This is a genomic window from Streptomyces sp. NPDC043853 (assembly GCF_056436025.1).
The window spans coordinates 26,707-43,301 of the sequence record NZ_JBWKDJ010000006.1 but is presented as its reverse complement, the minus strand read 5'-3'; the positions used below and the strand labels follow the sequence as shown (position 1 = coordinate 43,301).

Annotated in this window: 18 protein-coding genes; 6 read left to right on the top strand and 12 right to left on the bottom strand. The window is 71.2% G+C overall.

Features of this window, described 5'->3' with window-relative positions; genetic code table 11:
- Nucleotides 1-17 precede the first annotated feature (17 nt).
- The 3 genes from AC067U_RS17825 to lnt all read left to right on the top strand — a co-directional run bounded on the left by AC067U_RS17825 (nt 18) and on the right by lnt (nt 2,426).
- Entirely contained in the window at nt 18-194 is a 177-nt protein-coding gene (locus AC067U_RS17825) for a hypothetical protein (protein WP_478830653.1), read from the top strand.
- Nucleotides 195-322: 128 nt separating this feature from the next.
- The gene (locus AC067U_RS17820) at nt 323-814 is read left to right on the top strand and encodes a nuclear transport factor 2 family protein (protein ID WP_478830652.1); all 492 of its coding nucleotides are present in this window, start codon (nt 323-325) and stop codon (nt 812-814) included.
- A gap of 67 nt (nt 815-881) precedes the next feature.
- A complete protein-coding gene (gene lnt / locus AC067U_RS17815) occupies nt 882-2,426 on the top strand; it encodes an apolipoprotein N-acyltransferase (protein ID WP_478830651.1) in 1,545 nt (514 codons plus the stop codon).
- Here lnt and AC067U_RS17810 read toward each other — a convergent pair.
- Nucleotides 2,368-3,276: a Gfo/Idh/MocA family protein gene (locus tag AC067U_RS17810; RefSeq protein ID WP_478830650.1), complete on the bottom strand. Its 909-nt coding sequence runs from the start codon at nt 3,274-3,276 to the stop codon at nt 2,368-2,370. The genes lnt and AC067U_RS17810 overlap by 59 nt on opposite strands.
- A gap of 153 nt (nt 3,277-3,429) precedes the next feature.
- Here AC067U_RS17810 and AC067U_RS17805 point away from each other — a divergent pair, with 153 nt between their 5' ends.
- Nucleotides 3,430-3,951 carry a DinB family protein gene (locus AC067U_RS17805; protein WP_478830649.1) on the top strand — a complete coding sequence of 174 codons (522 nt, stop codon included), beginning with the start codon at nt 3,430-3,432 and terminating at the stop codon, nt 3,949-3,951.
- A gap of 72 nt (nt 3,952-4,023) precedes the next feature.
- The gene (locus AC067U_RS17800) at nt 4,024-4,599 is read left to right on the top strand and encodes a hypothetical protein (protein WP_478830648.1); all 576 of its coding nucleotides are present in this window, start codon (nt 4,024-4,026) and stop codon (nt 4,597-4,599) included.
- Nucleotides 4,600-4,650: 51 nt separating this feature from the next.
- Here AC067U_RS17800 and AC067U_RS17795 read toward each other — a convergent pair whose 3' ends face one another.
- From AC067U_RS17795 to AC067U_RS17745, 11 genes are all read right to left on the bottom strand, one after another.
- Nucleotides 4,651-5,166: a hypothetical protein gene (locus AC067U_RS17795; RefSeq protein ID WP_478830647.1), complete on the bottom strand. Its 516-nt coding sequence runs from the start codon at nt 5,164-5,166 to the stop codon at nt 4,651-4,653.
- Between the two features lie 98 nt (nt 5,167-5,264).
- Nucleotides 5,265-5,933: a uracil-DNA glycosylase gene (locus tag AC067U_RS17790; RefSeq protein WP_478830915.1), complete on the bottom strand. Its 669-nt coding sequence runs from the start codon at nt 5,931-5,933 to the stop codon at nt 5,265-5,267.
- A 160-nt stretch (nt 5,934-6,093) separates the two neighbouring features.
- Nucleotides 6,094-7,677, bottom strand: coding sequence for an ABC transporter substrate-binding protein (locus AC067U_RS17785; protein ID WP_478830646.1), 1,584 nt, complete (start codon nt 7,675-7,677; stop codon nt 6,094-6,096).
- A gap of 152 nt (nt 7,678-7,829) precedes the next feature.
- The gene (locus AC067U_RS17780) at nt 7,830-8,591 is read right to left on the bottom strand and encodes an SDR family oxidoreductase (protein ID WP_478830645.1); all 762 of its coding nucleotides are present in this window, start codon (nt 8,589-8,591) and stop codon (nt 7,830-7,832) included.
- Between the two features lie 19 nt (nt 8,592-8,610).
- Nucleotides 8,611-9,372: a 3-oxoacyl-ACP reductase FabG gene (fabG, locus tag AC067U_RS17775; RefSeq protein ID WP_478830644.1), complete on the bottom strand. Its 762-nt coding sequence runs from the start codon at nt 9,370-9,372 to the stop codon at nt 8,611-8,613.
- Between the two features lie 153 nt (nt 9,373-9,525).
- Complete coding sequence (locus tag AC067U_RS17770; RefSeq protein ID WP_478830643.1) at nt 9,526-9,909, bottom strand: DUF3037 domain-containing protein; 384 nt, start codon at nt 9,907-9,909, stop codon at nt 9,526-9,528.
- Nucleotides 9,906-10,760 (bottom strand): HipA family kinase, encoded by an 855-nt coding sequence (locus AC067U_RS17765; protein WP_478830642.1) that lies wholly within the window; start codon nt 10,758-10,760, stop codon nt 9,906-9,908. Before AC067U_RS17765 ends, AC067U_RS17770 begins: the two co-directional genes overlap by 4 nt.
- Before the next feature lie 47 nt (nt 10,761-10,807).
- Entirely contained in the window at nt 10,808-11,779 is a 972-nt protein-coding gene (locus AC067U_RS17760) for an antibiotic biosynthesis monooxygenase (RefSeq protein WP_478830641.1), read from the bottom strand.
- A 3-nt stretch (nt 11,780-11,782) separates the two neighbouring features.
- On the bottom strand, nt 11,783-14,503 hold the full coding sequence (locus tag AC067U_RS17755; protein WP_478830640.1) for a molybdopterin-dependent oxidoreductase: 2,721 nt from the start codon (nt 14,501-14,503) through the stop codon (nt 11,783-11,785).
- Nucleotides 14,500-15,327, bottom strand: coding sequence for an FAD binding domain-containing protein (locus tag AC067U_RS17750; protein ID WP_478830639.1), 828 nt, complete (start codon nt 15,325-15,327; stop codon nt 14,500-14,502). The genes AC067U_RS17755 and AC067U_RS17750 overlap by 4 nt, the downstream gene beginning before the upstream one ends.
- Nucleotides 15,328-15,451: 124 nt before the next feature.
- On the bottom strand, nt 15,452-16,060 hold the full coding sequence (locus AC067U_RS17745; protein WP_478830638.1) for a cysteine hydrolase family protein: 609 nt from the start codon (nt 16,058-16,060) through the stop codon (nt 15,452-15,454).
- Nucleotides 16,061-16,136: 76 nt separating this feature from the next.
- On the opposite strand from AC067U_RS17745, the gene AC067U_RS17740 reads away from it, so the two are divergent.
- Nucleotides 16,137-16,595 (top strand): pyridoxamine 5'-phosphate oxidase family protein, encoded by a 459-nt coding sequence (locus tag AC067U_RS17740; RefSeq protein ID WP_478830637.1) that lies wholly within the window; start codon nt 16,137-16,139, stop codon nt 16,593-16,595.

The following is a 16,595-nucleotide window of genomic DNA, read 5'->3' as shown; positions in this document are numbered from 1 at the left end:
AACGTAGGGGGTGTCCCATGGGCCGTGTGGTGCTGGAGCGATTTCCCGCGGGAAGTCCGAGGGGAAGCTGGCCCGCAGAGGAGTACGCGGCGGAGCGGATGCGTGAGGGGGTGCAAGCCGAGGTGGTGATGGACCTGGCCACGGACGCCTTCCTGGTGGTGGTCCGGCAGCGGGACCCGCGCTCCCGGCCCTGAGTCCGGCGGGCACCGCGGTGGGCCCGAGCCCGCCAAAGGGCCACCGCTCCGGCCCCCGGCGCCCCGTCTTTCCGCCTGGTGCCCGCACGCCCCTTGGCCTCGGGCGCCCGCTCCCCCACACTGACCCGATGACTCAGCGTGTGGACCTGGCGACGGTGATGGACCGGCTCGCCGTGGACGACGTGATCACGGGGTACGCGGTCGCCGTGGACGACGGGGACTGGACGGCCTACCGGGCGCTCTTCGCGCCGGACGGGCGGGCGGACTACCGCTCCGCGGGCGGCATCGAGGGCCCGGCCGGGGAGGTGGCGGAGTGGCTGGCCGGGACCATGACGCTGTTCCCGGTCCGCCAGCACCTGATCGTCAACCGCCGGGTGGCCCTGGAGCGGGTGGACGGCTCCCCCGGTGACCGGGCCGAGGTCCGGGCCGACTTCGTGAACCCCATGCGGCTCCGGGACCCGGGGCCGGAGCACACCGACGGAGCAGCCGGCGGGAGCGGCCCGACCGCGCCCAACTTCATCGCGGCCGGCCGCTACACCTTCGTGCTGGCCCGTACCGCGGACGGCTGGCGGATCGGCCGGGTCACCGTGCACGAGAAGTGGCGGCACCTGTCGGCATGAGGCCGGCCGCACTCTTCGGCGGGAGACGGGCCCCGCTCAGGGCCACACTGGAAGGGGAGGGCGCTTCATGCTGACCGGCGGACCCCGGTGGTGGCGTGCGGCGGCCGCGGTGGCGGCCGGCGCACTGCCCGTGTTCGCGTTCCCCGCTCCGGCCCTGTGGTGGTGGGCGTACGCGGCGCTGGTGCCGTGGATGCTGCTGCTGCGCACCGCGCCGAGCTCGCGGCGCGCGGCCCTGGAGGGCTGGCTGGGCGGGTGCGGTTTCATCGTGGCCGTGCACCACTGGCTGCTGCCCAGCCTGCACGTGTTCCTGCTGCCGGTGGCCGCGCTGGTCGGCCTGCTGTGGATCCCCTGGGCACTGCTGGTCCGGGCCCTGCTCGGCGGCACCCCGCCCCCGGGCCGGGCGGCGGCCGCACTGGTGCTCGTACCGGCGGGCTGGCTGCTGTCCGAACTGGTCCGGTCCTGGCAGGGGCTGGGCGGGCCGTGGGGGCTGCTGGGGGCCGGGCAGTGGCAGGTGCCGGCGGCGCTGCGGCTGGCCTCGGTGGGCGGGGTGTGGCTGGTGAGCCTGGTGGTGGTCGCGGTGAACTGCGCGCTGGTGCTGCTGGTCGCGGCGCCCGCCGCCCGCGCCGTGGCCGTCGCCGGAGTGGCCGCGCTGGCGGTGCTGACGGGGGCCGTGTGGCTGTGGACGCCCCGGCCGCAGGTGTCGGGCGTGCTGCGGGTGGCGGTGGTGCAGCCGGGGGTGGTGGGCGGTGCGGACAGTGTGGAGCAGCGGTTCACTCTCCAGGAGCGGTTGACCCGGCAGTTGTCCGGGCAGCGGCCCGACCTGGTGGTGTGGGGCGAGAGCGGCGTCGGCGCGGACCTCGCGGCCCGGCCGGACCTGACCCGGCGGCTGGCGGCCCTCTCGGCCGAGGTGGGCGCACCGCTGCTGGTGAACGTGGACGCGAGGCGCTCGGACCGGCCGGGGATCTACAAGTCCTCGGTGCTGGTCGGCGAGGACGGGCCGACCGGGGACCGGTACGACAAGATGCGGCTGGTGCCGTTCGGCGAGTACGTCCCGGCGCGTTCGCTGCTCGGCTGGGTGACCTCGGTGGGCAAGGCGGCCGGCGAGGACCGCAGGCGGGGCTCCGCCCCGGTGCTGATGGCGCTGCCGGGCCGGCCGGAGGTCCGGGTCGGGCCGCTGGTCTGCTTCGAGTCGGCCTTCCCCGACATGAGCCGGCACCTGACCCGGGAGGGGGCGGGCCTGCTGGTCGCCCAGTCGGCGACGTCCACCTTCCAGGACAGCTGGGCGCCCGCCCAGCACGCCTCCCTCGCCGCGCTGCGGGCCGCCGAGAACGGCCGCCCGGTGGTGCACGCCACCCTCACCGGGATCAGCGCCGTGCACGGCCCCTCCGGGGAGCCCGTCGGAAAACGGCTGGGCACCTCCTCGTCCACCGCCGAGGTGTACGCGGTCCCGCTCGCGCGGGGCAGCACCCCGTACGTCCGTTTCGGTGACTGGCCGGTACGGGCCGCCCTGGCCGCCCTCGCCGGGTACGTCGTGTTCCTCGTGCTGCGCCGGATCAGGCGGCGGCCTGCTCCAGCGCGGACAGGACCACCCGCTCGCACAGCTCGTGGGTGAGCAGGGCGTCCCGGGCGCTGAGCACCTTCCCGGCCGTGACGGCCTCCAGGAAGGCGTCCACCACCTGCTCGATGCCGCGCTGGCGTGCCACCGGGACCCAGTCGCCGCGGCGCCGTACGGTCGGCTGGCCCTTGTGGTCGACGATCTCGGAGAGGTTGAGCACCTGCCGCTTGGTGTCCTGCCCGGAGACCTCGAGGATCTCCTCGGTGGAGCCGGACAGCCGGTTCATGATCCCGAGGGCGGTGAAGCCCTCACCGGAGATCTGCAGCACCACGTGGTGCATCAGGCCGTCCCGGATCCGGGCGCGGACGTCGATGTGGTCGGCCTCGCCCGGCAGCAGGAAGCGCAGGGTGTCGACGACGTGGATGAAATCGTCGAGCACCAGGGTGCGCGGGTCCTCGGGCAGGCCGACGCGGTTCTTCTGCATGACGATCAGGTCCCGGGGGTGGTCGGCGCACTGCACGTAGCCGGGGGCGAACCGCCGGTTGAATCCGACCGCGAGCGAGACCTGCCGCTGTTCGGCGAGTTCCACGAGCCGCTGCGAGTCGGCGTACTCGTAGGCGAGCGGCTTGTCGACGTAGGTGGGGACGCCGGCCCGGAGCAGCCGTTCGGTGATCTCGGGGTGGGCGGCGGTCGCCGCGTGCACGAAGGCCGCGTCCAGGTCCTGGTCCAGCAGGGAGTCGAGGTCTGCGTGGCGGCGGGCGGCCGGCACGGCGTACCGGTCGCCGACGAGCTCCAGGGTGGCGGGGGTACGGGTGTGCAGGTGCAGTTCGGTGCCGGGCCGGGCCGTGAGGACCGGCAGGTAGGCCTTCTGGGCGATGTCGCCGAGTCCGATGCATGCGACCTTCACCGGGGATCCTCCTGTGCCGTCTGCAGCGCCGTCTGCTGTCGTCGGTTGTCTGCGGTTGTCTGCGGTTGTCGTCGTCCGCGGGCCGGCTTCGCCCGGCCCGCCCCGGCAGCTTATTCCCTGGTGCGGGACGGGGTGTTGTCCCAGGATGTGGGCATGACTTTCGACATGGATCAGCGTCCCGACCCCTCGACCACCGCCGGCGAGCGGGAGATGCTGGAGGGCTGGCTCGACCACCACCGGGTCACCCTCGCGATGAAGTGCCGGGGACTGGACGAGGAACAGCTCCGGCGGGCCTCGCTGCCGCCCTCGGAGCTGACCCTGCTGGGCCTCGTACGGCACATGGCCGAGGTGGAGCGGTGGTGGTTCCGGGAGATCACCCTGGGCGTGGACGTGCCCGAGCTGTACTCCACGGAGCAGGACCGGGACGGCGACTTCCACTTCGCCCCGGAGGACACCTTCGCCGAGGCGGAGAAGCAGTGGACCAAGGAGATCGAGCTGGCCCGCGAGGCCGTGGCGGGGCGTTCGCTGGACGAGCTGTCGGTGGCCGAGCACCCGCGCCGGAAGCAGCGCTACAACCTGCGCTGGGTGTACACGCACATGATCGAGGAGTACGCGCGCCACAACGGGCACGCGGACCTGCTCCGGGAGCAGATCGACGGGGCAACCGGCGCGTAGCCGTCACTCGTGCGGGGTCAAAACGGCCCGCGGATTTCCGCAACGGGGTCCGGTCGGAGCAGAGTTGCGCGAGTGCATGCAACCCGAACCACGACAACCCTGCTGCTCGGAGTCGCCGCTGCCGTCTCGGCCGTCTCCGGCTGTGTGAACGTGACCCCGAGCTCCGCTCCGCTGCAGCCCGCCGAGGCCCCGTCGGCGGGTGAGCCGCCGCGGCACGAGACGCGCGGTGGGACGGGGACCGCGCCGGTGGTGGTGCAGGCTCCCGCGCTGGAGGCGCTGAGGGCGGCTCCGGAGGGGTCCGCGGGCTCCGGCGGGGGCCCGGCGCCGGAGTCGGCCGCCCCGGAGGCCGCCGAGGGCCGGGCGGCCGTCCCCGAGGCCCCCGTGGAGCCCGTGCCGCCCGTCCCGGACATCCCGGAACCGCGGACGTCCCCGGACGGGCCGCGGGGCGGGAAGGCCGAGCGGGACGGGAAGGGCCGGGACGGCAGCCAGGACGCGGGGCGGGGGCCGCGGTCCCGGGAGGTGGAGCGGGAGGTCATGAAGCACCTGCCGGTCCGGCCGGCCGATGTGTGCGCGCTGGGCCGGAAGCACGGCCACCTCAAGCCGGACAGCCCCGAGGCCCGTATCTGCGACGGCGTCCACAACGGCTGACCCGCCGGCGGCTCCGACGACGGGTAGGGCCCGCGGGAGCCGCCTGGCCGCCTACGGGTGCTGTCCCGGGACGGAGCCCGGCGGCGGGTCCCAGGGCCCCTCCGCCAGTCGTTCCGCCAGCCGGGCGATGGCCGCCCGGACCCCGTTGCCGTACCCGTCGTCGGCGAGCGCGCCGGTGGCCGCGCGGGCCCGCCCCAGATGGACCCGTGCGGCCTCCGGCCGTCCGAGCTTGACGTAGTCCGCGGCGAGGTTCAGGTGCAGCGACGGGTAGAAGGCCCGGACCGCCAGGTGCGGCTCGTGCCGGGCGAGCCGCTCGTCGCCCAGGGCGTCGGCGGCGGACAGGGCCCGCAGGTCCCAGGCGAGCTCGTCGGCGGGGTCGTCCTGCGCGTCGGCCATGTAGTGGGCCAGGGTGCAGCGGTGCAGGGGATCGCCCTCCTCGCCGATCTCCGTCCAGATCCCCCCGAGCCGGTTGCGGGCCTCCTCCCGGTCCCCGGCGTGCAGCAGGATGACCGCCTGGCCGATCCGGGTCATGACGGCGTCTTCCGACGCCTCCTGCTGCTCGGTCAAAGCGGCCTCCGGCGGTACGTCCTGCCAGACCCGTATGGTCTGATCATCAAGACGCTAGCCGGAGGCACCGACATTGCCGCGCAAGGCGCGGTCCGGCGTCAGCCGAGGTTCGGGATCGTCCAGTCGATCGGCTCACGGCCCTGCGCGGCCACGGCCTCGTTGATCTGGGTGAAGGGCCGGGAGCCGAAGAACTTCTTGGCGGACAGCGGGGACGGGTGCGCGCCCTTGACCACCACGTGCCGGGTCTCGTCGATCAGCGGGAGCTTCTTCTGCGCGTAAGCGCCCCACAGCACGAAAACGGCCGGGTCGGGCCGCTCGGCCACCGCGCGGATCACCGCGTCGGTGAACTTCTCCCAGCCCTTGCCCTTGTGCGAGTTGGGCTCGGCCTCCCGGACCGTGAGCACCGCGTTGAGCAGCAGCACGCCCTGCTCGGCCCACGGCATCAGGTAGCCGTTGTCCGGGATGGGCGTGCCCAGCTCGGCCTGCATCTCCTTGTAGATGTTGCGCAGCGAGGGCGGGGTCTTCACCCCCGGGCGGACCGAGAAGCACAGCCCGTGGCCCTGGCCGGCGCCGTGGTACGGGTCCTGGCCGAGGACCAGCACCTTGACCCGGTCGAAGGGCGTGGCCTCCAGCGCGGCGAAGACCTGCTCGCGCGGCGGGTAGACCGGCCCCTGGGCCCGCTCCTTCTCGACGAACTCCTGGAGTTCCCGGAAGTAGGGCTTCTCCAGTTCCTCGCCGAGCACGGGCAGCCAGGACTCGGGCAGCATCTGCGTCACGTCGACAACCTCCGACAATCGTTCTGCAACTGATCACAGAACTTACCGGCGACCACTGACATCGCCCGAACCCGCTGCCCGCTTCCTGCTGCCGCTTCCTGCTGCCCGCTTCCCGACGGCCGGTTCCCGTCGGCCTTCGGGTCGGCGCCCGCTACCAGCTCTGCTTGCGGTAGAGCTCCCACATCTGCATGGCGGTCTGCGGGTCCAGCGCGCGCTCGGCGCCGCCGACGTCCTCGCCGGCCGCCACGTACAGCTTGCCCTGCCACAGCGGCAGCAGCCGGACGTCCTCGGCGAAGATCTTCTGTGCTTCCTCGAACTGCGGGGAGACCGCGGACCGGTCGCTGGAGCGGCGCGACTTGGGCAGCAGGTCCTGCATGATGGCCGGCGGCTCGTAGGGGGTGCCGACCGCGTTCTCCTTGCCGACGAACGGCGCGATGAAGTTGTCCGCGTCCGGGAAGTCGGGGAACCAGCCTCGGCCGAAGACCGGGTACTGGCCGGTCTTGTAGCCCTGCTGGAACTCCTTCCAGGGCTTGCCCTGCACGGAGACCTTGAACAGGCCGCTCTCCTCCAGCTGCCGCTGGAGCTCCTTGAACTCGGCCTCGGTGGAGGAGCCGTAGCGGTCCGTGGTGTACCAGAAGTTCAGCTCGACCGGGGTGGAGATGCCGGCGTCCTTGAGGTACTTCTTGGCCTTCGGGACGTCGGGGTGCGCGAACTTGTCGAAGAACGGCGTCCGGTGGCTGTTCACGCCCTTGGGGACCATCGAGTAGAGGGGCTCCGCGGTGCCCTGGTAGACCTTCGAGACCAGCGTGCCGCGGTCGACGACCTGGGCGATCGCCTGCCGGACGGCGAGCTGCTTGACGGCCGGGTCCTTGGGGTTGAAGACCAGGTAACGGATCTCGGATCCGACGTTGGCGACCACCTGGATGCCGAATTCGCGGCCCCCGCCGGTCTGGAGCTCCTTGACCTCCTCGGCCGTGAGGCCTCGGTAGGTGGCGTCGATGTCCTTGTCCTTGAGGGAGGCCACCATCTTGCCGGAGTCGTCGAAGTACCGGATGGTCACGCCGTCGTTCTTCATCTCGGCGAAGCCCTGGTAGTCGCCGTAGCGGGAGAGCACCGCCTTCTCCTTCTCCACGTACTCGTCGAGCACGTAGGGGCCGGAGCCGGTGACCTTGTTGCCCTCGCGGACCTTGTCGGCGGGGTAGTCCTTCGGCGCGACGAGCGAGGCGGCCGGGGAGCCGAGCACGTACGGGAAGGTCGCGTCGGGGTTCTTCAGGTGGAAGACGACGGTCAGCGTGTCCGGGGTCTCGATCTTGTCGAGGCTGCCGAACAGGTCCTTCGGGCCGACCTTGGAATTGATCGTTCTGATACGGTCGAAGGAGTGCTTGACCGCCTTGGCGTCCAGCGGCTCACCGTTGGAGAACTTCAGGCCCTTGCGCAGGGTGCACCGGTACGACTCGTTGTTGGAGTCGGTGAACTCGCAGTTCTGCGCGGCGTCCGGCTGGGGCTTGGAGCTGCCGGTCGGGAACGCGAGCAGGGTCTGGTACACGTTCCGGTAGAGCTCCCAGGAGCCGTCCCAGGCGGCGGCCGGGTCGAGGGTGCTGGGCGCGCTGGTCGTGCCGACGACCATCCGCGTCTCGCCCTCGCTCTCATCGCCCGAGATGAGCCCGCAACCAGCGAGCAGGGATATGGACGCAAGGGCCGCAGCGCTCTGCAGGCATCTGGTCCGGTTGAACACGTGCACGCTCCTCGATCGGCCTGGGTGCGGCAGACCATACCGCAGTACCCCACGAATCCGATGGGGTAGGTTCCGTGGGGTACTTGACCGATTCTGTCTACATTAGGGGGACATTTACCACTCTCAAAAGAGCGGTAGTGTCCGTTTATCGGTCAGTGAACTCCGGCATTGAGAAACATTCCGCCATCAACGACCAGCGTCTGACCTGTGACCCATTCCGACTGGTCGGACGTGAGGAACGCCGCGGCTCCGCCGATATCGGACGGGAGGCCGAGCCGGCCCAGCGGGTAGGCCGCCGCCGCCTCAGCCTCCCGGCCCTCGTAGAGCGCCTGGGCGAACCTGGTCTTGACCACGGCCGGCGCGATCGCGTTCACCCGTACCCCCGGCGCCATCTCGTGCGCGAGCTGCAGGGTGAGGTTGACCATGGCGGCCTTGCTCATCCCGTACGCGCCGATGAAGGGCGAGGCGGAGACGCCGGCGATCGAGGCGATGTTCACGATCGCACCCCCGTTGTCCTTCTGCCAGGCGTGCCAGGTGCGCTGGGCGAAGCCGAGCGCGGAGATCACGTTGGTCTCGAAGACCTTGCGCGCGACCCCGAGGTCGAGGTCCGCGATGGGACCGAAGACCGGATTGGTGCCCGCGTTGTTGATCAGGAAGTCGATCCTGCCGAAGGCCTCCATCGCGCGCTCCACGGCCACGGCCTGGTGGGCCTCGTCGTGCGCCTTGCCCGCGACCCCGATGACCCGGTCGGCGCCGAGCCGTTCGACGGCCTCCTTCAGGGTGTCCTCGTTGCGGCCGGTGATGCACACCCGGTCGCCACGGGCGACCAGTGCCTCGGCGATGCCGTAGCCGATGCCGCGGCTCGCCCCGGTGATCAGCGCGACGCGCCCGCTGTCCGTGCCGTCGTACGCCATGACCCGTACCCCTTTCGCGCTAGTTGAGCGGGCCGCCGGCCACGTACAGGACCTGGCCGGACACGAAGCCGGCCGCCTCGCCGGTGAAGAAGGCGATGGCATTGGCGACGTCGTCCGGGCGGCCGACCCGCTGGACCGGGATCTGGGTGGCGGCGGCGGCCTGGAAGTCCTCGAAGCCCATGCCGACGCGGGCGGCCGTGGCGGCGGTCATGTCGGTGGCGATGAAGCCGGGGGCGACGGCGTTCGCGGTGACGCCGAACTTGCCGAGCTCGAAGGCGAGGGTCTTGGTGAAGCCCTGCAGGCCCGCCTTGGCGGCGGAGTAGTTGGCCTGGCCGCGGTTGCCCAGCGCGGAGGAGCTGGACAGGTTGACGATCCGGCCGAACTGCGCCTCGACCATGTACTTCTGAGTGGCCCTGGACATCAGGAACGCACCGCGCAGGTGCACGTTCATGACGGTGTCCCAGTCGCTCTCGCCCATCTTGAAGAGCAGGTTGTCGCGGAGCACCCCGGCGTTGTTGACCAGGATCACGGGGGCGCCCAGGGTGTTCGCCACCCGCTCGACGGCGGCCTCCACCTGACCGGCGTCGGACACGTCGCAGCCGACCGCGAGGGCCGTGCCGCCGGCCGCCGTGATCGCCTCCACGGTGTCCTTGCAGGCGGTCTCGTCGAGGTCGAGAACGGCGACGGCGCGGCCCTCGGCGGCCAGCCGGATCGCGGTGGCGGCGCCGATGCCCCTGGCCGCGCCGGTGACGATGGCGACGCGCTGCTCGGTGGTGGACATGCTGGATTCTCCTCGCCCTTGGAATGCTCTGGATGCGGCCGCCCCGAGCACACGCTCTGAGCAACCGCTTAGTAGCTTCAGCTGGGGAGGACGCTAGGAGGCGCGGCACCGGGTGTCAACGGCACCGCGGCTCCCGGGCCGTGTGTCGCGGCCTCAGCGCACCAGGAGTTCGAGCAGCCGCTCCACTTCCGCGGCCGGGTCGGCGGTCAGCCCGGTGTGCACCGGGCCGGGCTGGACCACCGTGCTGCGGGGCGCGATCAGCCAGCGGAAGCGCCGTCCGGGGTCGTCCCCGGCGGCCTGGCCGGCCTGCTCGCCGCCGGCACAGACGCCCTCCACGGCGTGCAGGGCGGCCCGTACGCCGGTCACGTCGGCGCCGGGGTCCAGGGCGAGGAGCTTGGCCTCGTCCAGGTGGGTGCGGGCGGCCACGAAAGCGTGCGCCCGGCAGTAGACGATCACTCCGGCGTTGAAGCACTCACCGCGCTCCATCCGGGGTACCACGCGCACCAGCGCGTACTCGAACACGTCCCGCTTGGTCACCGGCTGTCGCTCTTCTTCTGGTTCTTGACGTTCTTGTGGGGCCATTCGGCGAGGTGGTCGGTGAGCCAGCCCGGCGGTTCGGACGGGGCCTTCACCCCGGCCTCCATCGAGATGCGCTCGTGGATGCCGGCGGCGCGCGGCAGCAGGGTGTCCACGTAGGCGGTGCGCACCTCGTCCGGCGTGGCGAAGCCGGGTTCGCCGGCGAGCCACTCGTCGGGGACGTCGGCGGCGACCTCCCTGAGCAGTTCGCGCGTGACGAGCGGGGCCAGTTCGGCCGCGGCCGCGGCGATGTCCGGCCCGACCGGGGCCAGGACGTGGTCCGAGGCGTTGTACGGCTTGGCGGCCGCGGCCTGCGCGGTGGGCCAGTTGTGGTGCCAGATCATGGTGGCGCCGTGGTCGATCAGCCACGGCTCCCCGTGCCAGACCAGCATGTTGGGGTTCCGCCAGGACCGGTCGACGTTGTTGATGAGCGCGTCGAACCAGACCACGCGGCCCGCCTCGACGGGGTCCACCTGATAGGCCAGCGGGTCGAAGCCGATGGAGCCGGGCAGGTAGTCCATGCCGAGGTTCAGGCCGCCGCTCGCCTTGAGCAGCTCCTGCACCTCCTGGTCGGGTTCGGCGAGCCCGATGACGGGGTCCAGCTGGATCCGGACCAGTTCCGGGACGCGCAGCCCCAGCCGCTGGGCCAGGCGGCCGCAGATGACCTCGGCGACCAGGGTCTTGCGGCCCTGCCCGGCCCCGGTGAACTTCATGACGTACGTGCCGCAGTCGTCGGCCTCGACGATCCCGGGGAGCGAGCCGCCCTCACGCAGGGGTGTGACGTAGCGGGTCGCGATCACTTCTGTGAGCATTCGCCCAGGCTAACCCGCGGGCAGGCGGTACAGCCGACTCCACGTGATCAGGGCAGTGTCCAGATCTGAGTCGTCATGACGTAGAAGACGGCGACCCAGAACACCGTCACCGCCGCGACGAGTCCGAGGCCCACGCGGTTGTTCTTCGCCCGGGATTCCCCCGGGGGCGGTCGCAGCCACCGCTTCAGCAGCGGGTTCACGTAGAAGGGCATCGTGAGGAAGGTCATCAGGAAGCTGGAGAGCAGGTTGCCGACCAGCATGCCGAGCCAGAGCGGCATGTGCAGCGGCGACAGGGCGAGCGTCAGGAACACGACGGTCGGGTACAGGCCGACCCACACGGCGATGGCGGTCTTCGTCTCGGAGGGCGCCGGCGCCGCTCTGCCGTCCTCCTCGAAGGCGAACCAGCTGCCGAACGAGTTGTCGATCGTGCTCAGCTTGAAGTCGCTGAACTCCTGCCCTGCGGCCAGGACTTCCCGCCGCTGGGGCGAGGTCAGCCAGGCGTCGAGGTGCTGGGCGCTGTCGAACCGGTACAACGTGGTCCATTCGTCCTGCAGCCCCTCGATCGGCCGGAATATCTCGGTTCCGCGAAAGCCCTCGAACTTGCTCTCCTCTTCGCTCATGCGACGTTGCCACGCGAGGAAGCCGTCCACCCGGTCCGGGTGGACGCGGTGGGTGATCACGACGGTCACCAGCGGATCGGGGGCCTTGGTGTGGCCGCTGAGGACCCGCTGGGTTCCCGGGCCGTCGAGATAGGTGTCACCGACCTCCAGGAGCCGCTGCCTGGTGGCGCTGTTGATCCACGCCTGGAGGTGGGGTATCGAGTCGAACCGGTAGACGACGACCCATTCGGGTTGCAGGGGTGTCGGTCGGGAGACCTCCACACCGAGGTATCCGGGGTAGCCGGCCGCGGCGGCGTTCACCTCGTCCTGCCAGGTCTCGTAATCACGCTCCCGGCCGGGCAGGACCCGCTGGCCGATGATGGCCGTCGCCGCGGCGTCCTCGTGCTTGTCGGTGTCCATGGATCAGGCCTTCGAAGCCGGCTGCTTTTCGTTGATCCGGCTGTAGATCCGTTCGGGAGTCAAGGGCAGCGCGCGGAAGCGGATGCCCGTGGCGTCGTGGAGCGCGTTCGCCAGGGCGGGGACCACCGGGTTGATGGCGCACTCCGCCATCCCCTTCGACCGCAGGGGGCCGACGGAGTCCGCCGAGTCCACCAGGAGCACCTCGGTCCGCGGGACGTCGGCGTAGGTGGGGATGCGGTAGTTGCGGAAGTTCGGGTTGACCACGGCCCCGTCCGCGTCGAGGAGGAAGTTCTCGGTCAGCGCGAATCCGATGCCCTGGGCGACGGCGCCCTCCACCTGTCCCCGGACCTGTTGGGGGTTGATCACCACGCCCGCGTCGGCCGCCTGGACGCTGTACAGGATGCGGATCTCCCCCGTCACCCGGTGGACGGCGATCCGGAACCCCTGGGTGTTGGAGGTGACGCTGCGCGGCGAGCCGTAGGCCTTGCGGGCGGCGGTGAAGCGGATGCCGCGCGCTCGGGCCAGCGCCACGATCTCGGCCAGGGAGAGGCGCCGGTCGCCGCAGGTGACGCCGTCGTCGTCCATGGAGCACATCACGAGGTGGACGCCCGTGTGGGCGGCGGCGAACTCCAGGATGCGGTCGCGTACGGCGTTGGACGCCCGCAGCACCGCGTTGCCCGACACGAACAGTCCCGCGCTCGCGAAGGCGCCGGTGTCGAATCCCGTGCGGTCGGTGTCGGATTGCACCAGGCGGATCCGGGACGTCGTGGTACCCAGTTGACCGGCCGCGAGCTGGACGTGGGCGGTCGAGGTGCCCTCACCGAACTCGGCGGTGCCGACGGCCACTTCGTAGACGAGGTCGTCGCCGAGCGTGACCCAGGCCTCGGAGATGTGTTCGGTCGGGGGTGCCGTCTCGTGCAGGGAGCTGGCGACGCCGGACCCGATGAGCCACTCCCGGCCGGGGTTCGGCTCCCCCGCCGACCGGGCCATGGCCCTGCCCACCAGGTCGATGCACTTCGCCAGTCCGTCCTCGGTGAACATCACGTCGTCCGGGCCGTCGTGCAGGGCGACGAGCGGGTCACCCGGGCGCACGATGTTGCGTCGGCGCAGTTCCAGCGGGTCCATGTGCAGGGCGAGCGCGAGCTCGTGCATCGCGGACTCCATGGCGAACGCCGGCTGCGTCATCCCGTAGCCGCGCAGCGCCCCGCTCGGCACGGTGTTGGTGTAGACCGAGTACGCGTCGTACTTCTTGTTGGGGCAGCGGTAGATCATGACGGCGGCGCCGCCCGCGTACAGCGTTTCGCCGCCGTGGTTTCCGTAGGCGCCGGTGTTCGACACGTTGCGGACCTGGAGGGCGGTAAGGGTTCCGTCCGCCTTGGCACCCAGCTTGACCGTCAGCTTCATCGGGTGCCGTGGCGAGGCGGTGGTGAACTCCTCTTCGCGGGTGTACTCGAAGCAGACGGGCCGCCCGGTGTCCAGCGTGGCGAGGGCCACCAGGTCCTCCGAGATCACTTCCTGTTTGCCGCCGAAGCCGCCTCCCACCCGCATGCAGAACACCCGGAGCTGGTCGGGACGCAGCGCGAACAGATAGCTCAGCTTGACCTTCGCGATCGACGGCGACTGCGAACTGGTGCGGACGTTCAGCCGCCCGTCCTCCATCCAGGCGATCGAGCCGTGCGTCTCCAGGTGCGCGTGTTGCACGCGTGGTGAGGAGTACGTGCCTTCGTGGATCACGTCGGCTGCGGCGAACCCGGCGTCCACATCCCCGATGTGCGAATGGAGTTCGAGCAGGATGTTGCGGGCGGGATCACGGACGAAGGGATCCTCCGTGCCGCCGTGTACCGGCGGCGCCCCGTCCGCCATGGCCTCCTCGGGGTCGAACACCGCCGGCAGCGGCTCGTACGCGACGACCACCTTGCGGCAGCCCTCCTCTGCGGCGCCGGGCGTGTCGGCCAGCACCGCGACGACGCGCTGCCCCACGAAGCGGACCGTGTCGTCGAGGATGAAGGTGTCGTCCGGATCGACCAGGTGGTCGGTGTGGATGGCCGTGGTGAAGCGCCTGCGCGGCACGTCCTCCCAGGTGTAGACACGGTGCACACCGGGAACCGCGAGTGCGGCGGTCTTGTCGATCGAGAGGATCCGGGCGTGCGCGTGGGGTGAGTGCAGCACCTTGAGGTGCAGCATGCCCTCCATGCGGGTGTCCATCGTGAACTCCGCGCGGCCGGTCACCACGTCGTTGGCCGCGGGTGCGCCGACGCTCGTTCCGACGGCCTTTCCCGGCCTGGCCGTCTCCACGCCGACGACGCCCTTGACCGCGTCCTCGATGGCGCGGTATCCGGTGCAGCGGCAGAGGTTGCCCTTCAACGCCCGGGGCAGGTCGGCCTTCTGCGCCTCGGTGAACGCCGCCGAGGTCATGATCATCCCGGCGGTGCAGAAGCCGCACTGGAACCCGGGGGCGTCGCGGAACCGGCGCTGCATCGGGTGCAGGTCGCCCGGCGAGCCGAGACCCTCGATGGTGGTCACCTCGTGGCCGTCCGCGCGGAAGGCGGGGGTGATGCAGCTGTGGACCGGGCTGCCGTCCACCCACACCGTGCAGGCGCCGCAATCGCCCGCGTCACAGCCCTTCTTGACACCGTAGTGGCCGAGCGAGCGGAGGAAGGTGCGCAGGCACTGGCCGGGCTCCGGCTCTCGGTCGAAGGCCTTGCCGTTGACGCTGTACGTCATGACGGGCCCCCGTCCATGAGTTCGCGGCGGATCTCTTCGACGAAGTGCTTCGTCAGATGGCGGCGGTGGTCGGGGGTTCCGTTGGGATCCGCGAACCAGACGTCGCCGGGGATGACGTCGATGCTTTGCTGGAGGGTGCGGGCATCGGGCATGGTGTCGAAGGCCATGCGCACCGGCCGTGTGGTGCCGGCCGTGACGGTGAGCAGCAGGTCGTTCGCGCCCGGCGTCCGGGTACCGATGATGAAGACGGTCGAACGGCCGAGGTGGGTGAGCGTGAAGCGGCGGTGGGTGGCGCGTTTCCGCAGGGCGCCGGCCGGGATGCGGACGCGTCGCAGGATCTCGCCGGGGGTGAGGATGTTCCGGTGGTCTCCGGTCACGAAGTCGAGGGCGTCCACGGTCCGCTGGGACCCGTCAGGAGCGTGGAGTTCGTACGTAGCCTCCAGTGCCACCGTCAGCGTGATCATGGGACCGGCCGGCAGGGACATGCAGATGTTGCCGCCGACGGTCGCCGCGTTCCAGACCTTGAACGAGGACAGGAAGGCCTCGCAGCTCGTGGTGAGCAGGGGGCCCGCGGTCCAGTCCTCCGGGTACGCGAAGGCGTACAGGTCCCGGATGGTGCACGTGGCGCCGATCTCCAGGCCCTCGTCGCTCGGGACGAGGGGATCCCATCCCAGGGCCGTCAGATCGATCAGGCGGCGCAGGTCCGGCTGTTCCGCGGAGAACAGCCAGGTGCCGCCCGCCAGCCAGGCGTCGCCCTCGCGCCAGTCGGCGGAAGGCCGTTCGGAGGGGCGCCGGACGACCTCGGCGATGGTGTTGAGGTCCACGAGGACCGACCTCCCTCAAGACGGCCATCGTGCGATGGAGGGGCGGCCTGCCATGTGCCTTCCAGTCTAGATCGCGGGGACGCGCGCCGCAGGGCGACCGGTGCCCGGCGGTTGACCGTTCGATTCACCCGGTCCAGGCCGTGAGGACTTCGGCGGTGGTGGTGACCGTGGCGACCAGGGAGAGGGAGTTGCGGAGCACCTCGGCGGTGTACGAGGCGGGCACTCCGGCGACGGCGTCGCCCGGGACCACCACCCGGTAGCCGAGGTTCACCGCGTCGAACACGGTGTTGGGGACGGCCACGTTGGCGGAGACGCCGGTGACGACCAGGGTCCGGCAGCCGAGGTTGCGCAGCAGCGGGTCGAGGTCGGTGCCGGCCATCGGCGAGAGGCCGTGCAGCCTGCGGACGATCAGGTCCTCCTCGGCGACCTCGATGGGCGGGGCCACCCGGACGGCGTGCGTGCCGGACAGCTGCTGTACGGGGAGCTTCGCGGCCGCGCGGAACAGCCGGGCGTTGGCGTTGGCCCCCCGGCCGTCCGGCCGGCGTTCGGCCACCGCGTGGAGGACCTGCACCTCGGCCCGGTGGGCGGCCGCGACCAGCGCCGCGACCCGGGCCAGCATCCCGGAGGCGCGCGCCTCCTTGGCCAGCTCGGGCAGGGCGCTGTCGTCGCCGACCACGCCGTTCTGGCACTCGATGGTGAGCAGGGCGGTGGTCGCGGGATCGAGCTGGAGCATGACTCCCCCTGGTGTGACGGCGGAAGAGCCCCGATGATTCCTGACACACAGTCAGATGTGAAGGGGTGCAGGACGGATGGACGATACTCAGCGGCGCGGCCGGCGCATCATGATGACCCCGCCGGAGGTGGACGCGTTCCTGCGGGAACAGCGCACCTGCCGGGTGGCCACGGTCTCCCCGGACGGCAGCCCGCACATCGGCGCGCTGTGGTTCGCCTGGGACGGCACCTCGCTCTGGCTCTACTCGATCACCCGCAGCCGCCGGTGGGCCGATCTCCGCAAGGACCCCCGGATCTCGGTGGTGGTGGACGCGGGCGAGTCCTACGACGAACTGCGCGGCGTGGAACTGTCGGGCAGCGCCGTGCCGGTGGGCGAGGCCCCGCGCACCGGCGAGCCCTGCCCCGAACTGGAGGAGGTCGAACGGCTCTTTCCGGCCAAGAACTTCGGGATCGACCAGATGCCGCACGACGGCCGCCACGCCTGGCTCCGACTGACCCCGGAGCGGATCGTGTCCTGGGACTTCCGCAAGATCTGA